Raw genomic sequence first — 19013 nt, forward strand, 5'->3', positions numbered from 1 at the left:
TTCGATGTACTTCAGATCAATCGCTTCAGGAGGAACAATGATGATGAACAGACTTGGTATCTTCGCAGGCGCGGCGCTCGCCGGCTTCCTCGCGCTCACCGCGGGCGGGCGCGCCGACACTATGAGTTACGCCGATGCGGTCACGACTCTTGCCAAGGAGTGTGGGCCGGACATCAAGAAGCTCTGCAACGGCGAGAACCTCGGGAACGGCCGCATACAGGCCTGCCTCGAGAAGAATTCGTCGAAGGTCTCCCCGACCTGCACGGCGACCCTTGGCAGCGTTATGTCGTCGATCGCCCAGCGCCAGGAGGCGCAGGCGTCGGCGTTCAAGGTCTGCCAGCATGACATCTCCCAATACTGCAACAGCGTGAAGGGCGACGGGAACATCCTCTCCTGCCTGGTCGAGACGAAGCGCGTGGACAACAAGGCTTGCAACCAGGCAATCACCGACGCTGGATGGCGGTGAACCATGACCGGAAAAAGGGAGAACAAGATGATGGTTCACGGCCATCGCATTTCGCTGGCACTCGGCCTGTTAATGGCTCCGTGCATCGCCTCGGCCCAGCAGATCGACAACACGCAGATCATGACCACTCTCGGACAGGTCAAGGCGGCGGCTCCCGCCGTCGACGTCGCTCTGCTTGTGGAGGAAGCCAGTGCCAATGTCGGGAAGGGCGTCGCCACCCTGCCCAACTGGAACAAGTTGTCACAGCTATCGCAGTTGATCGTCGAGATCGACTTCGAAAACAACTCGACTGCCATCGAGCCAAAATCCTACCGCACTGTTGGGCTCATCGCCGACGCCCTGCACCATCCGGACCTGTTCCGGTACAAGTTCCTGATCGTCGGACACTCGAGCGCGACGGGGACCGCCAAGCACAATCTCGAACTCAGTCAGAAACGCGCCGACGCGATCAACGAAGCGCTGTCGACCACCTTTGCGGTTTCGCCAGATCGCCTTTTTTCAGTCGGAGCCGGCGAGGAATGGCCGATCGATCCGGGTCACCCGGAGTCGGCAGACAATCGACGGGTTCAACTAATCAATCTGGGACTGTTGAAATAACGCCACTCAGTGGAAAAAAGGGAGGAAGCAGATGCTTAGAATCTCCGACATGTGCCTAATCGCAATCGCAGCAGGTCTTCTATCGTCAACGCCGGTTCTCGCGCAGGACGCCATCTCGGCGCCCGCTCAGAAGACCATCGGCGCGCCTAAGTCAAAAATGGTGCCGTCGCTCGCCGTCCTCAACTCCGGGGGGGCGAGGCTCGAGAACGGCAAACTGACGATGAGCGGCATCTCGGCCGTGTCTATCGTGTTTGCCGACCGCCCGGTGCGCTCTGCCGGTCATGTGCTGACCTCCGAGTTCATCAAGCAGTGGGGCGAGGGGGCAGATAGCTTCGCCAAGGATCCTCCGAACGCGACGATATCGGTCCTGAGCGGCAAGGGCGACACAGTCGCTGATGCGGTCGTCGTCTTGAAGACACCGAAGCTCGAGGGAACAAATCTCACCTTCGAGGTGGCTGTGCTCGAAGGTGATCTCGCCGGAGCCGACGGCCCCGCATCGCTGTTCATCGACTGGTTTGCGGCACGTGGTCCTTACGGAGGGGTCGCCGTCGGAGGCGCTGGTTTTCGCGCCCCCGTCTGGCGTGGCGGATGGTATGCCCATCCGGGCGCCTATTACGGAGCGGGCGTCGTTGCGGGGGCCGCAATCGGTGCCGCAGTCGCAGAGGATCGTCGCTATTATCCGCCTCCGGCTTGCGGATATTACCCGTATCCACCCTGCTACTAGCACCAGGGTATCGCAACATGGCAGTGCTGGTTTCGGCGCGTTGGAAGGCTGACGGTCCTTCCAGCGGGCGTTGCAAGACCGAGGACGTCGCAGTTGGACCATCTATCGAATCCTGATCCAGTTCTGGAAATACTCGTCGGCACTGTGTTTCTCGTTGCGGTCATCTTCGTGCACGGCGCTGGTATCCGGAGCATCAGCCTTCAATTCAGCAAGTCATGGGCAGGCGTCACGAGGGCCACGCCGCACTGGCGTCTGAACTTGATGCTGGCCGCGACGATCGCCGCGCTGGCGATTCTGCATTTCGCAGAAACGCTGATCTGGGCGATGCCTCTCTATGTCAGGGCCATCATCCCCTCGATGCGTGACAGCTACTACTACGTGCTTGAGAGCTATACGACGCTGGGCGAGGGAACCGTCACCCTCCCGGATCGCTGGCGTCTGCTCGGCCCGATCATTGGCATGTCGGGCCTCTTCACCTTCGGTTGGACGGGTAGCGTCCTGGTCAGCATCATGACCGACTTCGGCAAGTTCGACCGCCTGCGGGCGAGGCAGGAGCGTGTGATAGAGGCAAAAGCGGAGTATCAGGATGCTCGCCCACTCGCTCACGACGTCGCGAGATTTCCAGAAGGCGGGTAAATCTGCCGGGCCGCGTCTTCCCAGACCTGTATACGGGCAAGATTATGGCAGCGCTTGACCGGCACAAGCCGTAGATCCGAAGCGCTCAACAACGACATGCCGGACATCAGCGGATAAGCCTTCGCTCCAGAAAACTCTGCATGTCGCGCCGTCCGTCTACCACGCAGTAGACGACGACATCCGTGCCCAGGATGCGATAGATCATGCGCCACGGCTTATGGTGCAGTTCCCGATATTCGGAAATTCCGATACCGGCCAACTCCTTCGGAATATTTCCGCGGGCGGGGAATTCTTCAAGCTCGGCGCAGGCACTCTCGATTTCCGTCAGGATGCGCTCTGCCGTCTCAGAGCCGTCGCGGCTAGCGATGAAGCGATAGAGATCCTCGATGTCGCGTTCCGCGTCCTCAGCGAAAAGAACACGATATGGCATCAGGATCGGCTGTCCGCCAGACGTTGGCGGATGCGGGCGAAGGATTCCGCAGCGGGGCGCAGTTTGCCCTCCTCGACCTTCCGGTTGGTGAGCGCCAGCACCTTCAGGAGCGCCAGCGTCTCCTGTGTTTCTTCGTATTGGCCGACATCCTGAAGGATGGCTTTCGCCTCGCCGTGAAGCGTAATGACGACCGGCTGCGGGTTATCCTTCAGTGTCCGGATGATCTCGGGCGCATGCGCCTTGAGATAGCTGATCGGCTTGACCTGTTCTGACAGCTTCATGCAGTTACTCCCTATCGACCAGAATATAGACCATCAAGTGGTCGATTGAAAGAAGCCTTTCAATGCCGGCGGCACACATTCCCGGCATCCGATTTTCCATCTTCGGTGCGGCCGCTTTTTTTACTCAACGCGTTCGAAAGAGAATGCCATTTCTTATAACGAAGTGTGTCTACTGATTTTATAGACTAAGCTTTGCAACCAGGGATCGGATCGTGGTGCCATGACCTACCTCCTCAGTCTTCTCGACAAAAGCCCGATCGAACAGGGTCTAACGGCCGCAGATGCGCTGCGGGCGACGGTAAAGATTGCCGCCCGGGCCGAGGAACTCGGTTATCACCGTTTCTGGGTCGCCGAGCATCATGCCATGTCCAATCTGGCGAGCTCGGCGCCGGAAGCGCTGATCGCCTATCTCCTTGCCAGGACATCGAGGATCCGCATCGGCTCCGGCGGTGTCATGCTGCAGCACTACAGCGCCTATAAGGTTGCCGAGACCTTTAATCTTCTGGCATCGCTTGCGCCCGGCCGCGTCGATCTCGGTGTCGGCAAGGCGCCGGGCGGCTTTCCGCTCTCGACGCGCGCCCTGCAGCTTGGCGTCGATCCGGCTAGGAAGCCCGATTTCGCAAGCCAACTTTCCGATCTCAACACATATCTCGCTGCCGACCCGAATTACGAGGGGGCGCAGGCAACGCCTTTCCCGCCGGCTGCTCCCGAACGTTTCCTCCTCGGCGCCAGCGTCGAAAGCGCCGAGCTCGCTGCCGAGAAGGGTTGGGAACTCGTTTTCGCCGGTCACCTGAACGGCGATCCTGACAATTTGCGCAGAGCCTTCGAGGCGTATGAGCGGGCATCCGGCGGCAAGCGCCCGATCCTGGCGCTCGCAGCCTTCGCCGCCGAAAGCGAGGACTATGCCCGCGAGCGCGTCGGCAAGCTGCGCATCGTCAAGGTGTTCCTGCCGAACGGCCAGACCGTTAATGTCGGCAGCGAGGAGCAGGCGGCCGAATTTGCCCGCCAGGCCGGCGTCACCGATTACCGCATCGAGGAAAAGGTGCCGAGCGTGCTGCATGGCACGGCGGAGCAGATCCGCAAGAAGCTGGACGAACTTCACCGCCGCTACGGGGTCAAGGAGTTCGTGCTCGACACGCCGGCGCTTTCGGCCGCCGAGCGCCTGGCCTCCATCGAGCTGCTCGCCAAAGAGCGGCTTTCCCTCGTCGCCTGACCGTTTCCAAAAAGGATTGATCCCATGGCTCAAAGACACGTCACGTTCGGCATCATGCTGCAGGGTCCCGGCGGTCACATGAATGCCTGGAAGCATCCAAGCGGACCGGCCGATGCCAGCGTCAATTTCGAGTTCTTCGTCAAGACGGCGCGCAAGGCGGAGGCGGCCGGCATCGCTTTCGCCTTCGTTGCCGACGGGCTCTACATCAACGAACAGTCCATTCCGCATTTCCTCAACCGCTTCGAGCCCATCGCCATTCTCTCGGCGCTCGCCGCCTCGACCTCGAAAATCGGTCTCGTCGGCACGGTTTCGACCTCCTACAGCGATCCCTTCACCATCGCCCGCCAGTTCGCCTCGATCGATCTCATCAGCGGCGGCAGGGCAGGGTGGAACGCGGTGACCTCGCCGCTCGAGGGCTCGGGGCGCAATTACAGCCGCGAACATCCCGAGCACGAACTGCGCTACGAGATCGCCGAGGATTATATCGATGCGATCAAGGGCCTGTGGGATTCCTGGGACGACGACGCCTTCGTCCGCAACCGCGAGACCGGCGTCTTTGTCGACAAGACGAAGATGCATCGCCTCAACCACAAGGGCCGCTTCTTCCGCGTCGAGGGGCCGCTCAATATCGGCCGTTCCAGTCAGGGCCAGCCGGTCGTGTTCCAGGCTGGCGCCTCGGATTCCGGCATCCGGCTCGCCGGCAAACATGCCGATGCCGTCTTCACCAATGGCGGGCCGTTCGAGGAGGCGCAGGCCTTCTACCGCCAGCTCAAGGACAGCGTAATTGCCCATGGCCGCAGTGCCGCGGAAGTCGGTATCTATCCCGGTATCGGACCGATCGTCGGTGCGACGCAGGAAGAGGCGGAAGCCAAGTATCAGGCGATCCGCAACCTCGTCACGACAGAGGAGGCACTGCTCTATCTCGGCCGCTTCTTCGATCATCATGATTTCAGAGTCTATCCGCTCGACGAGCCATTCCCGGAACTCGGCGATATCGGCAGGAACAATTTCCGCGCCACCACCGACCGCATCAAGAAGACGGCGCGGGAGAAAGGCCTGACGCTCCGCCAGGTCGCGCTCGATTCAGCAACGCCGCGCACGGCATTCATCGGCACGGCCGAGCATATCGCCGACGAGATCATCCGCTGGGTGGACCATGGCGCCGCCGACGGCTTCATCCTCGGTTTCCCTGTCATCGCCGAGGGCTTCGACGACTTCTCCAGATACGTTCTGCCGATCCTCACGGAACGCGGCTATTTCGATCCGGTCCTGAAGGGCGAGACGCTGCGCGACCATCTCGGCCTGCCCTTCCGCGAAAGCCGCTATGCGGCGGGCGCGGACCAGGTCGAGCGCGGAAAGGCTGTCGGCGCTTGAGGCGCTGACGAACCGCAATGAACATCATCGCTCAGAACTCGCACAGCAACGATCCGGTCGAGAAAGGTATCGCCGCCTATCTCGACGAGATCATCGCGCTTCGCCACGACCTGCACCAATATCCGGAGCTCGCGTTTCAGGAGCTCAGAACCAGCAAGCTTGTGGCATCCCACCTTTCCTCCTGGGGCTATGAGGTGGCGACGGGCATTGCCGGAACCGGCATCGTCGCCACCCTCAAGCGCGGCGATGGTAAAAAGCGGATCGGCATCCGCGCCGACATTGACGCGCTGCCAATCGAGGAGGCGACCGGTCTGGCTTATACCAGCAGCAATCCTGGTGTCATGCATGCCTGCGGCCATGACGGGCATACGTCGATCCTGCTCGCCGCCGCCCGTTATCTCGCCGAAAGTGGCAATTTCAGCGGCACGCTGCGGCTGATCTTCCAGCCCGCCGAGGAAATCGGCGCCGGCGCCCGAAAGATGATCTCGGAGGGCCTGTTCGAACGTTTTCCTGTCAATGCGGTCTTCGGGCTGCACAATTGGCCGGGTGTGCCGACGGGCCAATTCGGCTTCGTCGCCGGCCCGGCCATGGCTTCGGTCGACAAGGCGATCATCAAGATCATCGGCAAGGGCGGCCATGGCGCTGAACCGCACCGGACAGTCGATCCGGTGCTCGCTTCGGCCTCCTTCATCACCGCGCTGCAGAGCGTCGTTTCGCGCAATGTCGATCCGCAGGAGATGGCGGTCGTCACCGTCGGCTCGATCCATGCCGGCTCCGCCTCGAACGTCATCCCGGAAAGCGTCGAGATGCAGCTGACCATGCGGGCCTATAACGAGACGGTCCGCCAGCTGTTGCGAGAGCGCATTCCGGCACTGGCCCGCGCCCAGGCCGAAAGCTTCGGCGCTGAGGCGGATGTGAATTACCGCCTCGGCTTTCCGGCGCTGATCAACCATGCGGCGGAGACGGCCTTTGCCCGCGACGTCGCCGACGACGCACTCGGCCCCGCGGCGATCGAGAAGGATTTCCGGCCGAGGACAGCGAGCGAGGATTTTGCCTTCATGCTGCAGGCAAATCCCGGCAGCTATCTCTTCGTCGGGAATGGCGACAGCGCTCCTCTCCACAGCGCCCACTATAATTTCAACGACGCGATCATCGCGCCCGCCGCCCGTTACTGGGTGCGGCTCGCCGAAACCTTCCTCACTGATGACAACGGGTGATGAACGATATGAGCGATACGGTTCTCTATACCAGCCCTCTCGACCCACGCGCCAAACCGCTGATCGATGAATTGATCCACGAATATGACAGCCGCTACGGCAACTATTTCAATGCCGAAGGGGCTGCGGCCGAGCTGAACCGCTATCCTCCCGAAGCTTTTGCGCCGCCTGACGGCAATTTTCTCCTGTTGATCCGTGATGGCGAAACCATCGGCGGCGGCGCCTTCAAGAATTATGACGAACGCACGGCGGAGTTCAAACGCATCTGGACGCGCTCCGATCTGCGCCGTCAGGGCCTTGCCCGCAAGGTGCTGGTGGAACTGGAGGCCCAGGCCGCCCGCCAAGGCTATTCCAGCATCTACCTGACGACCGGCTTTCGCCAGCCCGAAGCCGTCGGCCTCTATCTGAACTACGGCTACACCGCTCTCTTCGACACCTCCGCCGATCCCGAGATCTACAAGAGCCTGCCCTTCGAGAAGGACATCAGCCATCTCGCTGACCCTGCGCACGAAGATGCCGAACCGCGCCTGCGCGTGGCCGGTGAAAATTTCTGAAAATGGCAAAGACCGACAATCATAAAAGGGAAGCACAATGGCACTGACAACGGATTTCGTGGGCATCGACCCCGGCAGCAGGACGGCAGGATCGAAGGATTATTCCCGTTATCACATCGTGCCGGCGCGTCATCCGGGCCGCCTGGCAGGCACGATCTTTGCTGCCGTCGTCATCATCGCCGTGCTCTATTCCATCTTCACCAATCCGCGCTGGGGTTGGGGCGTCTTTGCTGAATGGTTCTTTGCCGAACCAGTGCTCGTCGGTCTCGGCAGGACGCTGCTTTTGACCGTGCTTGCTGCCATATCCGGCTCCATCCTCGGAACGGCTCTGGCGCTTGCCCGCGTTTCCAAGTCGCCGCTGCTCTCCGGTCTCTCCTGGGGCTATATCTGGCTGCTGCGCTCGATCCCGGTCATCGTGCTGCTGCTGATCCTGAACAATCTCGGCTACCTCTATGAGACGATCAAGATCGGCATTCCCTTCACCGATACCGTCTTCCTCGACTATCCGACAGTGCAGCTGCTGACTCCCTTTGCCGCCGCCTTCCTTGGCCTGACGCTCAACCAGTCGGCCTTCTTCGCCGAGATCGTGCGCGGCGGTATTCTCTCGGTGGATCACGGACAGCTGGAGGCCGCCGCCGCACTCGGTCTGCCGCGCCGCCGCCAGGCCTTCCGCATCGTGTTGCCGCAGGCCATGCGCTCGATCCTGCCGACCGGCTTCAACGAACTCATCGGTCTGGCGAAGAGCACCTCCATGGTCTACGTGCTGGCGTTGCCGGAACTCTTCTATACGGTTCAGGTGATCTACCGCCGCAATCTCGAAGTCATTCCGCTGCTGATGGTCGCGACCGTCTGGTACCTGATCATCATGACGGTGCTGTCGATCGCTCAGCGCTATATCGAACGCTATTTTTCCAAAGGCGCCGTGCGCAATCCGACGCCATTGCCATTCCAGGTATTTTTCGAGCGTTTCCGCCGGCCGCTGCCTGTCCTCGAGACGGCGACCGACACGGTGCGCAAGATCGGTTTCCAGGATGCGGCGACGCTGCGGGCCGCAGGCGGCGCGGTGCGCATCCACGGCATTTCCAAAAGCTTCGGCTCGCTGAAAGTGCTCGATGATGTCGAGCTCAGCCTTCCCGCCGGCAGTGTGACCGCCATCCTCGGTCCGTCCGGCTCGGGCAAGTCGACGCTTCTGCGCGCCATCAACCATCTGGAGCGTGTCGATGAAGGCTTTATTTCGGTCGACGGCGATTTCGTCGGTTACAGCAGGAAGGGCGACACGCTCTACGAGCTCAAGGAGAAGGATATCCTCAAACGCCGCGCCGATATCGGCATGGTCTTCCAGAGCTTCAATCTCTTCCCGCATCTGACCGTGCTCGAAAACCTCATCGAGGCACCGATCCAGGTTCGCGGCGCCGGCCGCGAGGACGCCGTGCAGCTGGCGCAGGAGCTGCTGGCACGCATCGGCCTCAGCGACAAGATCAACGCCTATCCGCGCCAGCTTTCCGGCGGCCAGCAGCAGCGTGTGGCGATCGCCCGCGCACTGGCGCTCCGCCCGAAGGTGCTGCTCTTCGACGAGCCGACATCGGCACTCGATCCGGAGCTCGTCGGCGAAGTGCTCGACGTCATCAAGGAACTTGCCCGCACCGGCACGACGCTCGTCATCGTCACCCATGAGGTCGGTTTTGCCCGCGAAGTCGCCGACAGCGTCGTCTTCATGGAGAGCGGCCGCATTCTGGAGGCTGGCCCGCCGGCCCACATCTTCACACAAGCGGAACATCCCCGCACGCGGGAATTCCTCGCCAAGGTTCTCTAGCGCCTGATAGCGCTGGCGAAATGCCGGGCCGCGACGGGCTGCTCCGGCCGAATAACAATAACCACAACCTAAAGATGAAATGGAGAAGGGGCATGACATTTACAGATAGGGCAAGGCTTCTGATAGCGGGAGCCGTCACCATGGCCGCGATCGGTTTCGGTTCAGCGCAGGCGCAGCAGAAGTTCGATCTCAGCCCCGAGCAGCCGAACCGGCTGCGGGTGGAAAAGAACGAAAAGCGCATTGCCGAAGTCAAGGACTTCAAGTTCGTCGAAAACGGTGTCTTCACTGTCGGCATCAGCTCGAGCGGCAATCTGCCGCTGCATGATTATGCCTCCGATTCCAAGACGGTTATCGGTTACGACGTCGATCTGGCGCAGGCCATTGCCGACAGCCTGGGCCTGAAGCTCGAATTGGTTTCTGTTGCCTGGGCCGATTGGCCGCTGGGGCTGACCTCCGGAAAGTTCGACGCGGTGATCTCCAACGTGACGGTCACGGAAGAGCGCAAGGAGAAATTCGATTTCTCGACCTACCGCAAGGACGAACTTGGCTTCTACGTCAAGGCCGACAGCTCGATCACCTCGATCAAGCAGCCGAAGGATATTGCCGGCCTGAAGGTCATCACCGATGCCGGCACCAACCAGGAGAAGATCCTGCTGGAATGGGATCGCGAGAACGTCGCCGCCGGCCTGAAGCCAATCGAGGTGCAATATTATGACGACGACGCGGTCAAGGATCTCGCCGTTCAGTCCGGCAGAGCAGACACCGTCTTCAGCGTGAACGCGACGCAAGCCTATTCGGCGGGGATCAACGGCAAGACCAAGCTCGTCGGCACCGTCAGCGGTGGTTGGCCGATCACGGCGGAAATTGCCGTCACCACACGCAAGGGCAGCGGCCTGGCAGCGCCCTTGACCGATGTCGTCAACGATCTGATCGCCAGCGGCGCCTACCGGAAGATCCTCGATACGTGGAACCTCGGTCCCGAAGCGATCGACAAAGCCCAGATCAACCCGCCCGGCCTGCCGAAGAGCGGCTCCTGATCGATCCCTATTGGGCCGGCGGCAATGCTGCCGGCCATTCCTCCCTGACAATTTGGAGATTGAAGACGATGATTGCCTTTCCGGCATTCCGGACCCTGCTGATCGCCGCCATAGCGTCAGCCCTTTCCTACGGCGCAGCTCATGCAGCCGAGGATTTCGACCTCAGCCCAGAGCAGCCGGGTCGGCTTCACGCCGCCAAGAACGATGCGGCGATTGCCGCAATCCCCAAGGATTTCAAGTTCGTCACACCAGGCAAGTTCACCATCGCCGTCAGTCCCGGCGGCCCGCCGCTTGCCACCTATGCCACCGACGCCAAGACCGTGGTCGGGGCAGATCCCGACTATGCCTATGCCATCGCCGACAGCCTCGGCCTGACGCTGGAGATCGTGCCGGTCGCCTGGATCGACTGGCCGCTCGGCCTCGCCTCGGGCAAGTATGATGCCGTCATCTCCAATGTCGGTGTCACCGAGCAGCGCAAGGAAAAATTCGATTTTTCCACCTACCGCCAGGGCCTGCATGGTTTCTTCGTGAAATCCGACAGCCCTGTGACCTCGATCAAGGAGCCCAAGGATGCGGCGGGCCTCAGGATCATTGTCGGGGCCGGCACCAACCAGGAGCGCATCCTGGTGAAGTGGAGCGAGGAAGATGTTGCCGCGGGCCTGAAACCGATCGAGCTGCAATATTACGACGACGAGGCGGCAAGCCTTCTCGCGCTGCGTTCCGACCGGGCCGATGTCATCGTCCAACCGCATGCACAGCTCGTCTTCATCGCCGCGCGCGACAAGAACATCAAGCGCGTCGGCACGCTGAGCGCCGGCTGGCCGGATCGCTCGGACGTCGCGATCACCACCCGCAAGGGAAGCGGGCTGGCCGATGCGCTGACTGTCGCCACCAACGGGCTGATCAAGGACGGCACCTACGCAAGAATCCTCGACCACTGGCATCTTGCCGAGGAAGCCTTGCCGGCATCGGAGACCAACCCGCCCGGCCTGCCGAAATACTGATCATCGGATGGCACGAGTGGAAGGGACGACATGAGCGGCCGCAACATATCCATCAGCCATATCGGCTTCCTCACCCCCGGCAACTATCCCGACGACAATCCGTTGTCAGGATTGGAGCAAACGCTTGAGCAACTGCAATATGGCGAAGATCTGGGCTTCGCCAGCGCCTGGGTCCGCCAGCGGCACCTGGAGCCCGGAATCTCTTCCGCGAGCGCCTTCCTGGCGGCGGCGACGCAGCGAACCAGCCGGATCGAGCTTGGAACCGCGGTCATCCCGATCGGTTACGAGAGCCCTTACCGGCTAGCCGAAGATCTCGCCACCGTCGATGTTCTGTCGCGCGGACGGCTGAATATCGGCGTCAGCGCCGGCCGGCCGCTGCACGCCGAGCTGATTGCCCCGCTCGTCTTCGACGGCGACTGGACGGGGTACGATTTTTCGCATGATCGTGTGTTGCGCTTTGCCAGCAATCTGCGTGGCACTTATCTTGGCGACGAGCAGACCTTGATCAAAACGCCCTTCGGCCCGCAGCGGCCGCGGCTGCAACCTTATGCGAAGGGCCTGATCGACCGGATCTGGTATGGCGGCGGGTCGCAGCGCTCGGCCGAATGGGCCGGCCGCAATGGCTTCAACCTGTTGACCGGCAATGTGATAACGGGTGAGGGGACCGATGATTTCTTCACCGCGCAATCGCAGCTGATCGAAACCTATCGCGCGGCGGGCACGCAGCGCCGGGTCGCGCTGGGCCGCGTCATCGTGCCTTTCGATAGCGCCGATGCGGCAACGCGGCGCCGGTATCGAGACTATGCCGATGGCCGTGAGGAGCGGACGCTTTCGCCGCAGGGCGAGCGGTGCGCGCTGTTCGCCCGTGATGTCGTCGGCACATCGGACGAGATATTGACGCAGCTGTTTGCCGATCCGATCCTGCCCGAGGTCAGCGAGTTGAGGCTGGAGCTCCCCTACGAATTCGAGCACGAGGAGTATCGACAGATTCTCCACGACTTCGTGACGCTGATCGCACCGGAGCTCGGATGGAAAGCGCCATCCGACATTCGGGCCGCTTCCTGAAAAATGCCGTCGCCCATTCGACGCCAGAACAATCACCTCACAGGGAACATTCATCAGTGACCAAATCGGTAGAATATTTCTTTTCGATCGGCTCGCCCTGGTCGTATATCGGCTTCGATGCCTTCGCCGAACTTGCGGCGAAGAACGACGTCGTCATCACGCCCTACCTGACGACGGTGGTCGAGGAAAATGGTGGTATCTTTTCGCGCAACCGCCCGGAGATCCGGCGCGCCTACTGGACGCGAGACCTCAAGCGCTGGGCGCGCTTGCGCGGCAAGGAACTGCGGCTCGAACATCGCCCGGATCTGAGCGATCCGACGCCGGCGTCCCTCTTCGTGATTGCGGCTTACCTCGACGGACAGGATTGGATCGGCGTTGCCCGCGCCCTGCAGCACGCCTTCTGGAGCGAGGCGAAGGATATCGGCAAGCCCGATGTGCGCGAAGCAATCGTGACATCAGCAGGTTTCGATGGCGCAGCACTCCTCAGACGACAAGCCGATGACGATGTCCAGAACAAATGGTCGGCGGACCGCGTGCATGCGCGCGACAGCGGCGTCTTCGGCTTTCCCACATATGTCTTTGACGGCGAGATCTATTGGGGGCAGGACAATTTGCCCTTCCTCGAACGTCATCTTCACGGCGACAAGCCTTAGGCTTGGATCAAGCAATGTGACCGCAATGAATTGCAGCGTCCCGAGGTCTGAGATGTCGATGGCGGTCAGCTTGCAGCTTATGCGTGCCGAAGCGGCGGCGAACATTTTTTTCAACCAGGCGAACAAGGAGAGATGCACGTTCCTTTAATCTATCAATTTTGTAGACAATAGTTGGGGCAACGCAAAGAGAGGAAAAACCATGTCAGGTTTCAAACTCGTCGGCATCGCTGGCAGCTTCAACCGTCCATCGAAGACATTGGCACTTGTGCGGCACGTCGCCGAACGTGCGAGCATTCGCTACGGATTTACCAGCAAGAGCTATGATCTCAATGATGTCGGTCCGTCGCTGGGCAGCGCTTTGTGGCGAAAGGATCTCGACGCGCAGGCCAGGCATGTCATCGACGAGATCGTGCAGGCCGATGCCCTGATCATCGGCTCGCCGACCTACAAAGGCTCTTATCCCGGCCATTTCAAGCACCTCATCGACCTGATCGACCCCCACGAACTTCGGGGCAAGCCGATCATCATCACGGCGACCGGCGGCGGTGACCGGCATGCGTTGATGGTCGAGCATCAGCTTCGGCCGCTGTTCGGTTTTTTCATGGCCCATACCTTACCGACCGCCGTTTATGCGTCCGATCGCGATTTCACAGACTATGCGGTCTCATCCGATCCGCTTTTGGCCCGCATCACCGACGTGATCGGCGAATTGGCGGCTTTCTTTCCGGGCGCAAATCCGGCTCTGGCGGCAGCCGAGTAGGGATCGTCGCGATGGCTTGATCTCAGGAAGCGACGATCACCGATGCGGAAAGGCCGGGGCCAAGCGATCAATTGTGGAGCGTCTTCGAATTCGCCCGACGATATCGTCTCGCCAAACGCGAAGAGAACCGCCTGCTGATGCTCTACGGACCGACGGCATCGCTTCACGTTCTACTCGCCAGTGCACAACGTCATTCGCTGATTTCCTAACCGAAGAATACCGGTTCCCGACAGGAGGTTCGCATGAAGCTTGATTTCCACTTCTGGCCAAAACTCACGATTGGCCGGCTGCTAGAGCCGAAGACGCCGGCTGCGCGCGAGCCTCTAAACGGATTGTTCGCGCGGGATGAAGAGCGCGACCGGTCCGCCCGCGAATACGAACTCCACTATTGGGGCGCGATGCCCGGCCTTTGGTATTGAGGAGAATTGTGTGATGGCGATTGTCGTTGAGACCGACCTGCGTCGGCACGGTGCGAGAAGAGCGGAAGGCAGCGTCATGCCGCATTTCAGGCATGCGGCCGGAATCTGCACGATCGTCAGCTCCTTTACATTCCTGTTCGCCCTGGTGATCGGGTGGATCTGATGAGTGATGTCCGATGTTTGCCCCGATCGGGAAAAAGACCGACGCGCAGCTTCAGAGAGGATGCCGTCAGATGATCGATGTACTTATTCTTCCCGGGCTTTTCGGCTCGGGAGAAGGGCATTGGCAACAGCACTGGCTGCAGGATCAGCCTGGCAGTCGTTGCGTCGCTCAGGACGACTGGGATCATCCGAACCTTGACAACTGGCTGCTGCGATTGGAAGGCGCGCTTGAAGAGGCCGGCGAGGCCTATCTGGTTGCCCATAGTCTCGGATGCCTGCTTGCCGCCCGCTTGGCCGGGCGAAGTGCAGCGCGGCGCGTCAAGGGAGCATTGCTCGTTGCTCCATGCGATCTGCCGGCCACGGAAAACCTGCATCCCGGGCATATCTCGTTTGGCGCCATGCCGACGGCGCCTTTGCCTTTTCCGAGCATCGTCGTCGGCAGCATGAACGATGCCTACATGACGGTCGATCGGCTGACCCTGTTCGGCCGCTTGTGGAACGCCGAGACCAGGAATATCGGCCTTGCCGGGCACATCAATGTCGCCAGCGGCTTTGGCCGCTGGCGCAACGGCTACCGATTGTTGGAGGGCTTGAAGACGCAAACGCGCGGTCGAAGGCATGTCGTTTCCATGCCGCCGGCTTTTGCTATGTGAGTGGAATCGCAATGTCCGACATTGTCGCCGACCTGCTGCGCCTTAGCGAAGATCCGAATGCCGACCCGAGGACCAGGCGCCGCCAAACCATGGAGCGGCTGGTGCAGACGCTGCTCGCCATGGCAGCTACCGAAATGGGATCGGAAGATCCGCAGCATCGCCATTCCATCATTCATTTGACGACGATCATCCGCGAGATGACGGGAAGGATCGCCGAGGCAGATGATGCGACGTTTTCGGCAATCGTCAGGGAGGCCGCGATGCTGATACGCAGCCTGCAGCGGCGCCAGGCCGATGCGGCCAGATTTACGGTGCACTGACGCATGGCGGAGATTCGGGAGCACAATCAGTCGGCGGTCCACGGAAGCAAACTTTTGATGACCGGATCAACAATGGCTCTGACGGACGAACTCGTATCGCTGAGCCTTCGCCCCGCGATCGATGTCGGCCCCGAGCCACATCGAAAACCGCTGACCGAAGCCGAGGTGGAGATGCTCGCCAACCGGCTTCTCCATGAGTCTACCGGCGCGCCGCTTTGGATCTTCGCCTATGGATCATTGATATGGAAGCCGGACTTCGACGCCGTCGAATCGCAGCATGGCGCAACAAGAGGCTGGCATCGCTCCTTCTGCCTGCAGATGACCCGCTGGCGGGGAACCCAGGCCCAGCCGGGTCTGATGATGGCACTTGACCGCGGTGGACGTTGCAACGGCATCGTCTTCAGGCTTGCCGATGATGATCGCCTTGGTCAGATTCGGCGGTTGATCCGCCGTGAAGTCGGCACGATCGAAGACGCTGCGACGGTTCGTTGGATCCCTGTCGCGACCGCACACGGGCTCGTGCGCGCGCTGGTCTTTTGGGCTGGCCCGAAGGGCGAGCGCGTTTCCCGAAAATTGCCGCTGGAGACGGTGGCGCAGGTGCTTGCGAGAGCCTGCGGCCACATGGGTTCCTGCGCCGAATATCTGTATCTGACGGTGAAACATCTGGAAGAACGTGGCATCCGGGACCGCAATTTATGGCGGCTTCAGAAGCTGGTCGCAGCCGAGCTCGTCGCCATACACGGGCTGAACGCGGCGGCGGGAAACCATTGAATATCGCTCCCTGCCGCCCTCCGGTCAGAGCTTGCCCTTCCAGGGCACGAGGTACGCCTCCAGAAACCGGATGGCGGCCGAGAAGGTGAACGCGCAGATCGCGATGATGCCGATACCGACGAAGACGACGTCGGTCGCCAGGAACTGTGAAGCCGACATGATCATGAAACCAATCCCGCGCGTGGAGGCGATCAATTCAGCCGCAACCAGCGTACCCCAGCCGACACCGAGCGCAATTCGAATGCCGGTGAGAATCTCGGGCAGGGCCGACGGGAGGACGATGTCCAGGAAGAGCTGCAGCCGGCTCGCGCCCAGCGAACGCGCGGCATTGACGCGCTCGATCGGCAGCGCACGGACGCCGGCCTGGGCCGAGAGGCAGATCGGTGCGAACATCGCAAGCACCAGCAGCGTGATCTTCGACGTCTCGCCGATGCCGAGCCAGATGATCATCAGCGGCAGGTAGGAGAGCGGCGGAAGCGGCCAGTAAAACTCGATCGGCGCATCGAGCACCCCTTTTGCCCAGCGATTCAGGCCCATGAGCAATCCGAGAGGGATGCCGGCGGAGACGGCGATGAGGGCGGCGACCACGATGCGGAACAGGCTTGCAAAAACATGCTCGGACAGCGACGCTCCTGCGTAACCGTCGCGATAGATGGCGCCGATCTGTGTCAGCACCTCGTCAGGACGCGGCAGAAACAGGTGTGGAACGACACCGAGCGCGGAGACGACCCACCACAGCAGCAGTATGGCCAGCGCTGTCGCAATGCTGATGGCCACCGTCGATTTCTCGCCGGCTCCAAAGCCCGCCATTTTCACCAGCTTGACCTGATGGTCCTCTCTATCCGCCGCAATCGGCGGGGCCTGCACTATATCGCTCATGCGGCGCTCCTGAGGTCTTCGGTGCTGTGGAGAATGGCGCGGATCTCCTCGCGCAGCTCGGCAAATTGCGGTGACGCCTTGATCGATCGGGCGTCGCCGGTTTCTGCGAAGCGGCGAACGAAATCCAGATCGAAGCGTGCAACGACGCGCCCCGGTCGAGGTGACATGACCAGGACCTGCGTGCCCAGGAACAAGGCCTCTTCAATAGAGTGCGTGATGAAGAAGACCTTCTTTGCCGTCTTATCCCAGATGGAAACCAGCAGTTCCTGCATCTGCTCGCGCGTCAAGCTGTCGAGCGCGCCGAACGGCTCGTCCATCAGCAGGATGTCGGGATTTGTCGCCAGAGCGCGTGCGATGCCGACACGCTGGCGCATGCCGCCCGACAGCTCGTAGGGAAAAGCGCCGGCGAATTCGTCGAGACCGACAAGCCGGAGCAGCTCCAGGGCGCGTGCTTCGCGCTCCTTGCGCTTGACCCCGGCGAATTTCAAACCGAGGGCGACATTGTCGACCACCGATTTCCAGGGTAGCAGCGAGTCTTTCTGAAAAACGACGCCGCGGTCCGCGCCGGGTTGTTCGACCGCGCGGCCATCGAGCGTGATCCGGCCGTCCGAAAGCGGAAGGAAACCGGCAATCGCGTTGAGGAGGGTTGATTTGCCGCATCCCGACGCGCCGAGCGCGACGACGAAGCTCCGTTCGGGAATATCGAAGGAAACGCGATCGAGCGCGTGAACGGTCCGCCCGTCGCGGGCTGCGAAGTAAACGCTGGCGTGATCGACTTTAAGCATATTGCCGCTCGCACGTTAGACACCGGCGCGGCAAGCCGCGCCGGTGTCGGGGAGGATCAGTTGCTGACGCCGGTGAGGGCATCTGCGGTGACGAAGGCGCCGTAATTCGCCAGCACGTCGGAAACCTTGCCCTGCTCCTTCAGAAACGATGCCGTGTCCTTGAGGATCTTGCCGGCACCCGCCTTTTCGCCGCCGCCGAGCCATGCATCCGATGCCTGGACCTCAGGTGTCAGAAGCGTGAGGTTCTCCAGGGCCGAGGCCTGCTGATCGGCCGTTCCGCCGAGAAGCTTGGCAAGCGACTTGGCGTTGTCGCTGTCGGGACCCCAGGCGGATTTGTCCGATGCGAAGGATGCGTAGTATTTGTTGATGACCGAAGCGAAACCCTTCAGAAAGTCCGGGTTGTCGGCGGCAAACGTCGAGGTCGCGACCCAGGCGGAGAATGTTGGCGCACCCTTGTCTGCCACCTCCTTGGAGGTCACCAGAACCTTTCCGTTCTTCTTCAGTTCGGTCAGCGCCGGATCCCAGACGAAGCCGCCGTCGATGTCGCCGCGATTATAGCTGGCGACAATCTCAGGCTGAGGGATTGCGAAGACCTGAACGTCTTTTTCGGTCAGGCCCAGCGATTTGATCAGCGCCAGGAGTTGATAGTGGTCCGTGGATACTGGCGCGGCCGCGAGCTTCTTGCCCTTCAGATCATTCAGGCTTTCGATGCCGGAACCGTTGCGGACGACGAGGGCCTCGTCGATGCCCGAGATCGAGGCGAGGTAAAAGGCCTTGACCTCGAGCCCGCGTGACACAGCAGCCGCAAACGGGCTGGAGCCGACATAGCCGACCTGGACGTCGCCGGATGCAATGGCCGCAAAGATTTCGGCGCCCGAATTGAACCTGCGGAAGTCGATCTTGTATCCCGTCTCCTTGGCGAATTCGCCATTGGCGATCGCTACGGAAGACGGCAAGGCGTCGGTTTGATAGGCGACAACGACCTTCTTGTCCGCCGCTTCGGCGACAACAGCCGTTGCAAGAGTGCCGACGCCGACGGCGATTGCTGCAACCAAATTCCTGAAATTCATCTTGAGCCCCTTTGTTCAGGGCCGCATGGCCCTTGATCTCACCCTCAAAAGCCTAATGGTTGGGGAGGGGCTAGCGGGAGAAATAACAAACTATATTTATAGACTATAAGGATAATTGTTTTCGTGATTC

Annotated in this window: 24 protein-coding genes; 19 read left to right on the forward strand and 5 right to left on the reverse strand. The window is 61.1% G+C overall.

Annotated elements, in window-relative coordinates:
* Positions 1-37 precede the first annotated feature (37 nt).
* The 4 genes from N2A41_RS31740 to N2A41_RS31755 all read left to right on the forward strand — a co-directional run bounded on the left by N2A41_RS31740 (position 38) and on the right by N2A41_RS31755 (position 2423).
* The gene (locus tag N2A41_RS31740) at positions 38-466 is read left to right on the forward strand and encodes a cysteine rich repeat-containing protein (protein WP_260112091.1); all 429 of its coding nucleotides are present in this window, start codon (positions 38-40) and stop codon (positions 464-466) included.
* Positions 467-493: 27 nt separating this feature from the next.
* Complete coding sequence (locus N2A41_RS31745) at positions 494-1063, forward strand: OmpA family protein (protein WP_260112092.1); 570 nt, start codon at positions 494-496, stop codon at positions 1061-1063.
* Positions 1064-1094: 31 nt separating this feature from the next.
* Entirely contained in the window at positions 1095-1787 is a 693-nt protein-coding gene (locus tag N2A41_RS31750; protein WP_072637588.1) for a hypothetical protein, read from the forward strand.
* A gap of 93 nt (positions 1788-1880) precedes the next feature.
* Positions 1881-2423 (forward strand): two pore domain potassium channel family protein, encoded by a 543-nt coding sequence (locus tag N2A41_RS31755; protein ID WP_222384950.1) that lies wholly within the window; start codon positions 1881-1883, stop codon positions 2421-2423.
* 106 nt (positions 2424-2529) lie between these two features.
* Here the strand turns inward: N2A41_RS31755 and N2A41_RS31760 are convergent, their stop codons facing one another.
* Together N2A41_RS31760 and N2A41_RS31765 are read right to left on the reverse strand one after the other, a co-directional pair.
* Positions 2530-2853: a type II toxin-antitoxin system RelE/ParE family toxin gene (locus N2A41_RS31760; protein ID WP_222384951.1), complete on the reverse strand. Its 324-nt coding sequence runs from the start codon at positions 2851-2853 to the stop codon at positions 2530-2532.
* Complete coding sequence (locus N2A41_RS31765; protein WP_222384952.1) at positions 2853-3134, reverse strand: type II toxin-antitoxin system Phd/YefM family antitoxin; 282 nt, start codon at positions 3132-3134, stop codon at positions 2853-2855. The genes N2A41_RS31760 and N2A41_RS31765 overlap by 1 nt, the downstream gene beginning before the upstream one ends.
* Before the next feature lie 220 nt (positions 3135-3354).
* Here N2A41_RS31765 and N2A41_RS31770 point away from each other — a divergent pair, with 220 nt between their 5' ends.
* From N2A41_RS31770 to N2A41_RS31845, 15 genes are all read left to right on the forward strand, one after another.
* A complete protein-coding gene (locus N2A41_RS31770) occupies positions 3355-4347 on the forward strand; it encodes an LLM class flavin-dependent oxidoreductase (protein ID WP_260112093.1) in 993 nt (330 codons plus the stop codon).
* 24 nt (positions 4348-4371) lie between these two features.
* Complete coding sequence (locus N2A41_RS31775) at positions 4372-5721, forward strand: LLM class flavin-dependent oxidoreductase (protein ID WP_260112094.1); 1350 nt, start codon at positions 4372-4374, stop codon at positions 5719-5721.
* A 17-nt stretch (positions 5722-5738) separates the two neighbouring features.
* A complete protein-coding gene (locus tag N2A41_RS31780) occupies positions 5739-6938 on the forward strand; it encodes a M20 aminoacylase family protein (RefSeq protein WP_260112095.1) in 1200 nt (399 codons plus the stop codon).
* A complete protein-coding gene (locus N2A41_RS31785; protein WP_260112096.1) occupies positions 6935-7492 on the forward strand; it encodes a GNAT family N-acetyltransferase in 558 nt (185 codons plus the stop codon). The genes N2A41_RS31780 and N2A41_RS31785 overlap by 4 nt, the downstream gene beginning before the upstream one ends.
* Before the next feature lie 37 nt (positions 7493-7529).
* Positions 7530-9305 (forward strand): amino acid ABC transporter permease/ATP-binding protein, encoded by a 1776-nt coding sequence (locus N2A41_RS33385; RefSeq protein WP_311202899.1) that lies wholly within the window; start codon positions 7530-7532, stop codon positions 9303-9305.
* A 92-nt stretch (positions 9306-9397) separates the two neighbouring features.
* Positions 9398-10342 carry an ABC transporter substrate-binding protein gene (locus N2A41_RS31800; protein ID WP_170255395.1) on the forward strand — a complete coding sequence of 315 codons (945 nt, stop codon included), beginning with the start codon at positions 9398-9400 and terminating at the stop codon, positions 10340-10342.
* A 68-nt stretch (positions 10343-10410) separates the two neighbouring features.
* On the forward strand, positions 10411-11346 hold the full coding sequence (locus N2A41_RS31805; protein WP_170255396.1) for an ABC transporter substrate-binding protein: 936 nt from the start codon (positions 10411-10413) through the stop codon (positions 11344-11346).
* Positions 11347-11376: 30 nt separating this feature from the next.
* Positions 11377-12411, forward strand: coding sequence for an LLM class flavin-dependent oxidoreductase (locus N2A41_RS31810; protein WP_260112097.1), 1035 nt, complete (start codon positions 11377-11379; stop codon positions 12409-12411).
* Between the two features lie 56 nt (positions 12412-12467).
* Positions 12468-13064, forward strand: a complete 597-nt coding sequence (locus N2A41_RS31815) for a 2-hydroxychromene-2-carboxylate isomerase (RefSeq protein WP_003555680.1) — start codon at positions 12468-12470, stop codon at positions 13062-13064.
* 199 nt (positions 13065-13263) lie between these two features.
* Positions 13264-13824 carry an FMN reductase gene (gene msuE / locus N2A41_RS31820; RefSeq protein WP_260112098.1) on the forward strand — a complete coding sequence of 187 codons (561 nt, stop codon included), beginning with the start codon at positions 13264-13266 and terminating at the stop codon, positions 13822-13824.
* A 242-nt stretch (positions 13825-14066) separates the two neighbouring features.
* Positions 14067-14243 carry a hypothetical protein gene (locus N2A41_RS31825; protein ID WP_020047759.1) on the forward strand — a complete coding sequence of 59 codons (177 nt, stop codon included), beginning with the start codon at positions 14067-14069 and terminating at the stop codon, positions 14241-14243.
* A gap of 13 nt (positions 14244-14256) precedes the next feature.
* Positions 14257-14406, forward strand: a complete 150-nt coding sequence (locus N2A41_RS31830; RefSeq protein ID WP_003555674.1) for a hypothetical protein — start codon at positions 14257-14259, stop codon at positions 14404-14406.
* 70 nt (positions 14407-14476) lie between these two features.
* A complete protein-coding gene (locus N2A41_RS31835) occupies positions 14477-15058 on the forward strand; it encodes an RBBP9/YdeN family alpha/beta hydrolase (protein ID WP_128460114.1) in 582 nt (193 codons plus the stop codon).
* 11 nt (positions 15059-15069) lie between these two features.
* Complete coding sequence (locus tag N2A41_RS31840; protein WP_029873502.1) at positions 15070-15378, forward strand: hypothetical protein; 309 nt, start codon at positions 15070-15072, stop codon at positions 15376-15378.
* Positions 15379-15381: 3 nt separating this feature from the next.
* Positions 15382-16149 (forward strand): gamma-glutamylcyclotransferase, encoded by a 768-nt coding sequence (locus tag N2A41_RS31845; protein ID WP_260112099.1) that lies wholly within the window; start codon positions 15382-15384, stop codon positions 16147-16149.
* Between the two features lie 24 nt (positions 16150-16173).
* On the opposite strand, the gene N2A41_RS31850 is transcribed toward N2A41_RS31845, so the two are convergent.
* The 3 genes from N2A41_RS31850 to tauA are packed head-to-tail and all read right to left on the reverse strand — an operon-like array spanning position 16174 to position 18883.
* Positions 16174-17028, reverse strand: coding sequence for an ABC transporter permease subunit (locus tag N2A41_RS31850; RefSeq protein WP_029873500.1), 855 nt, complete (start codon positions 17026-17028; stop codon positions 16174-16176).
* On the reverse strand, positions 17025-17813 hold the full coding sequence (locus tag N2A41_RS31855; protein WP_029873499.1) for a taurine ABC transporter ATP-binding protein: 789 nt from the start codon (positions 17811-17813) through the stop codon (positions 17025-17027). The genes N2A41_RS31850 and N2A41_RS31855 overlap by 4 nt, the downstream gene beginning before the upstream one ends.
* A 56-nt stretch (positions 17814-17869) precedes the next feature.
* Positions 17870-18883, reverse strand: coding sequence for a taurine ABC transporter substrate-binding protein (tauA, locus tag N2A41_RS31860; RefSeq protein ID WP_260112100.1), 1014 nt, complete (start codon positions 18881-18883; stop codon positions 17870-17872).
* Positions 18884-19013: the final 130 nt, after the last annotated feature.

The organism is Rhizobium sp. SRDI969, assembly GCF_025152725.1.
GTDB classification, from domain to species: Bacteria; Pseudomonadota; Alphaproteobacteria; order Rhizobiales; family Rhizobiaceae; genus Rhizobium; species Rhizobium leguminosarum_I.

Excerpts from the sequence above, each read along its gene's own strand:
- msuE (WP_260112098.1), top strand. The coding sequence starts at position 13,264 with ATGTCAGGTTTCAAACTCGTCGGCATCGCTGGCAGCTTCAACCGTCCA.
- N2A41_RS31850 (WP_029873500.1), bottom strand. The coding sequence starts at position 17,028 with ATGAGCGATATAGTGCAGGCCCCGCCGATTGCGGCGGATAGAGAGGAC.
- N2A41_RS31740 (WP_260112091.1), top strand. The coding sequence starts at position 38 with ATGATGATGAACAGACTTGGTATCTTCGCAGGCGCGGCGCTCGCCGGC.
- N2A41_RS31810 (WP_260112097.1), top strand. The coding sequence starts at position 11,377 with ATGAGCGGCCGCAACATATCCATCAGCCATATCGGCTTCCTCACCCCC.
- N2A41_RS31835 (WP_128460114.1), top strand. The coding sequence starts at position 14,477 with ATGATCGATGTACTTATTCTTCCCGGGCTTTTCGGCTCGGGAGAAGGG.
- N2A41_RS31825 (WP_020047759.1), top strand. The coding sequence starts at position 14,067 with ATGAAGCTTGATTTCCACTTCTGGCCAAAACTCACGATTGGCCGGCTG.
- N2A41_RS31800 (WP_170255395.1), top strand. The coding sequence starts at position 9,398 with ATGACATTTACAGATAGGGCAAGGCTTCTGATAGCGGGAGCCGTCACC.
- N2A41_RS31855 (WP_029873499.1), bottom strand. The coding sequence starts at position 17,813 with ATGCTTAAAGTCGATCACGCCAGCGTTTACTTCGCAGCCCGCGACGGG.
- N2A41_RS31840 (WP_029873502.1), top strand. The coding sequence starts at position 15,070 with ATGTCCGACATTGTCGCCGACCTGCTGCGCCTTAGCGAAGATCCGAAT.
- tauA (WP_260112100.1), bottom strand. The coding sequence starts at position 18,883 with ATGAATTTCAGGAATTTGGTTGCAGCAATCGCCGTCGGCGTCGGCACT.
- N2A41_RS31765 (WP_222384952.1), bottom strand. The coding sequence starts at position 3,134 with ATGAAGCTGTCAGAACAGGTCAAGCCGATCAGCTATCTCAAGGCGCAT.
- N2A41_RS31760 (WP_222384951.1), bottom strand. The coding sequence starts at position 2,853 with ATGCCATATCGTGTTCTTTTCGCTGAGGACGCGGAACGCGACATCGAG.
- N2A41_RS31845 (WP_260112099.1), top strand. The coding sequence starts at position 15,382 with ATGGCGGAGATTCGGGAGCACAATCAGTCGGCGGTCCACGGAAGCAAA.
- N2A41_RS31745 (WP_260112092.1), top strand. The coding sequence starts at position 494 with ATGATGGTTCACGGCCATCGCATTTCGCTGGCACTCGGCCTGTTAATG.
- N2A41_RS31750 (WP_072637588.1), top strand. The coding sequence starts at position 1,095 with ATGCTTAGAATCTCCGACATGTGCCTAATCGCAATCGCAGCAGGTCTT.
- N2A41_RS31805 (WP_170255396.1), top strand. The coding sequence starts at position 10,411 with ATGATTGCCTTTCCGGCATTCCGGACCCTGCTGATCGCCGCCATAGCG.
- N2A41_RS31770 (WP_260112093.1), top strand. The coding sequence starts at position 3,355 with ATGACCTACCTCCTCAGTCTTCTCGACAAAAGCCCGATCGAACAGGGT.
- N2A41_RS31830 (WP_003555674.1), top strand. The coding sequence starts at position 14,257 with ATGGCGATTGTCGTTGAGACCGACCTGCGTCGGCACGGTGCGAGAAGA.
- N2A41_RS31780 (WP_260112095.1), top strand. The coding sequence starts at position 5,739 with ATGAACATCATCGCTCAGAACTCGCACAGCAACGATCCGGTCGAGAAA.
- N2A41_RS31775 (WP_260112094.1), top strand. The coding sequence starts at position 4,372 with ATGGCTCAAAGACACGTCACGTTCGGCATCATGCTGCAGGGTCCCGGC.
- N2A41_RS33385 (WP_311202899.1), top strand. The coding sequence starts at position 7,530 with ATGGCACTGACAACGGATTTCGTGGGCATCGACCCCGGCAGCAGGACG.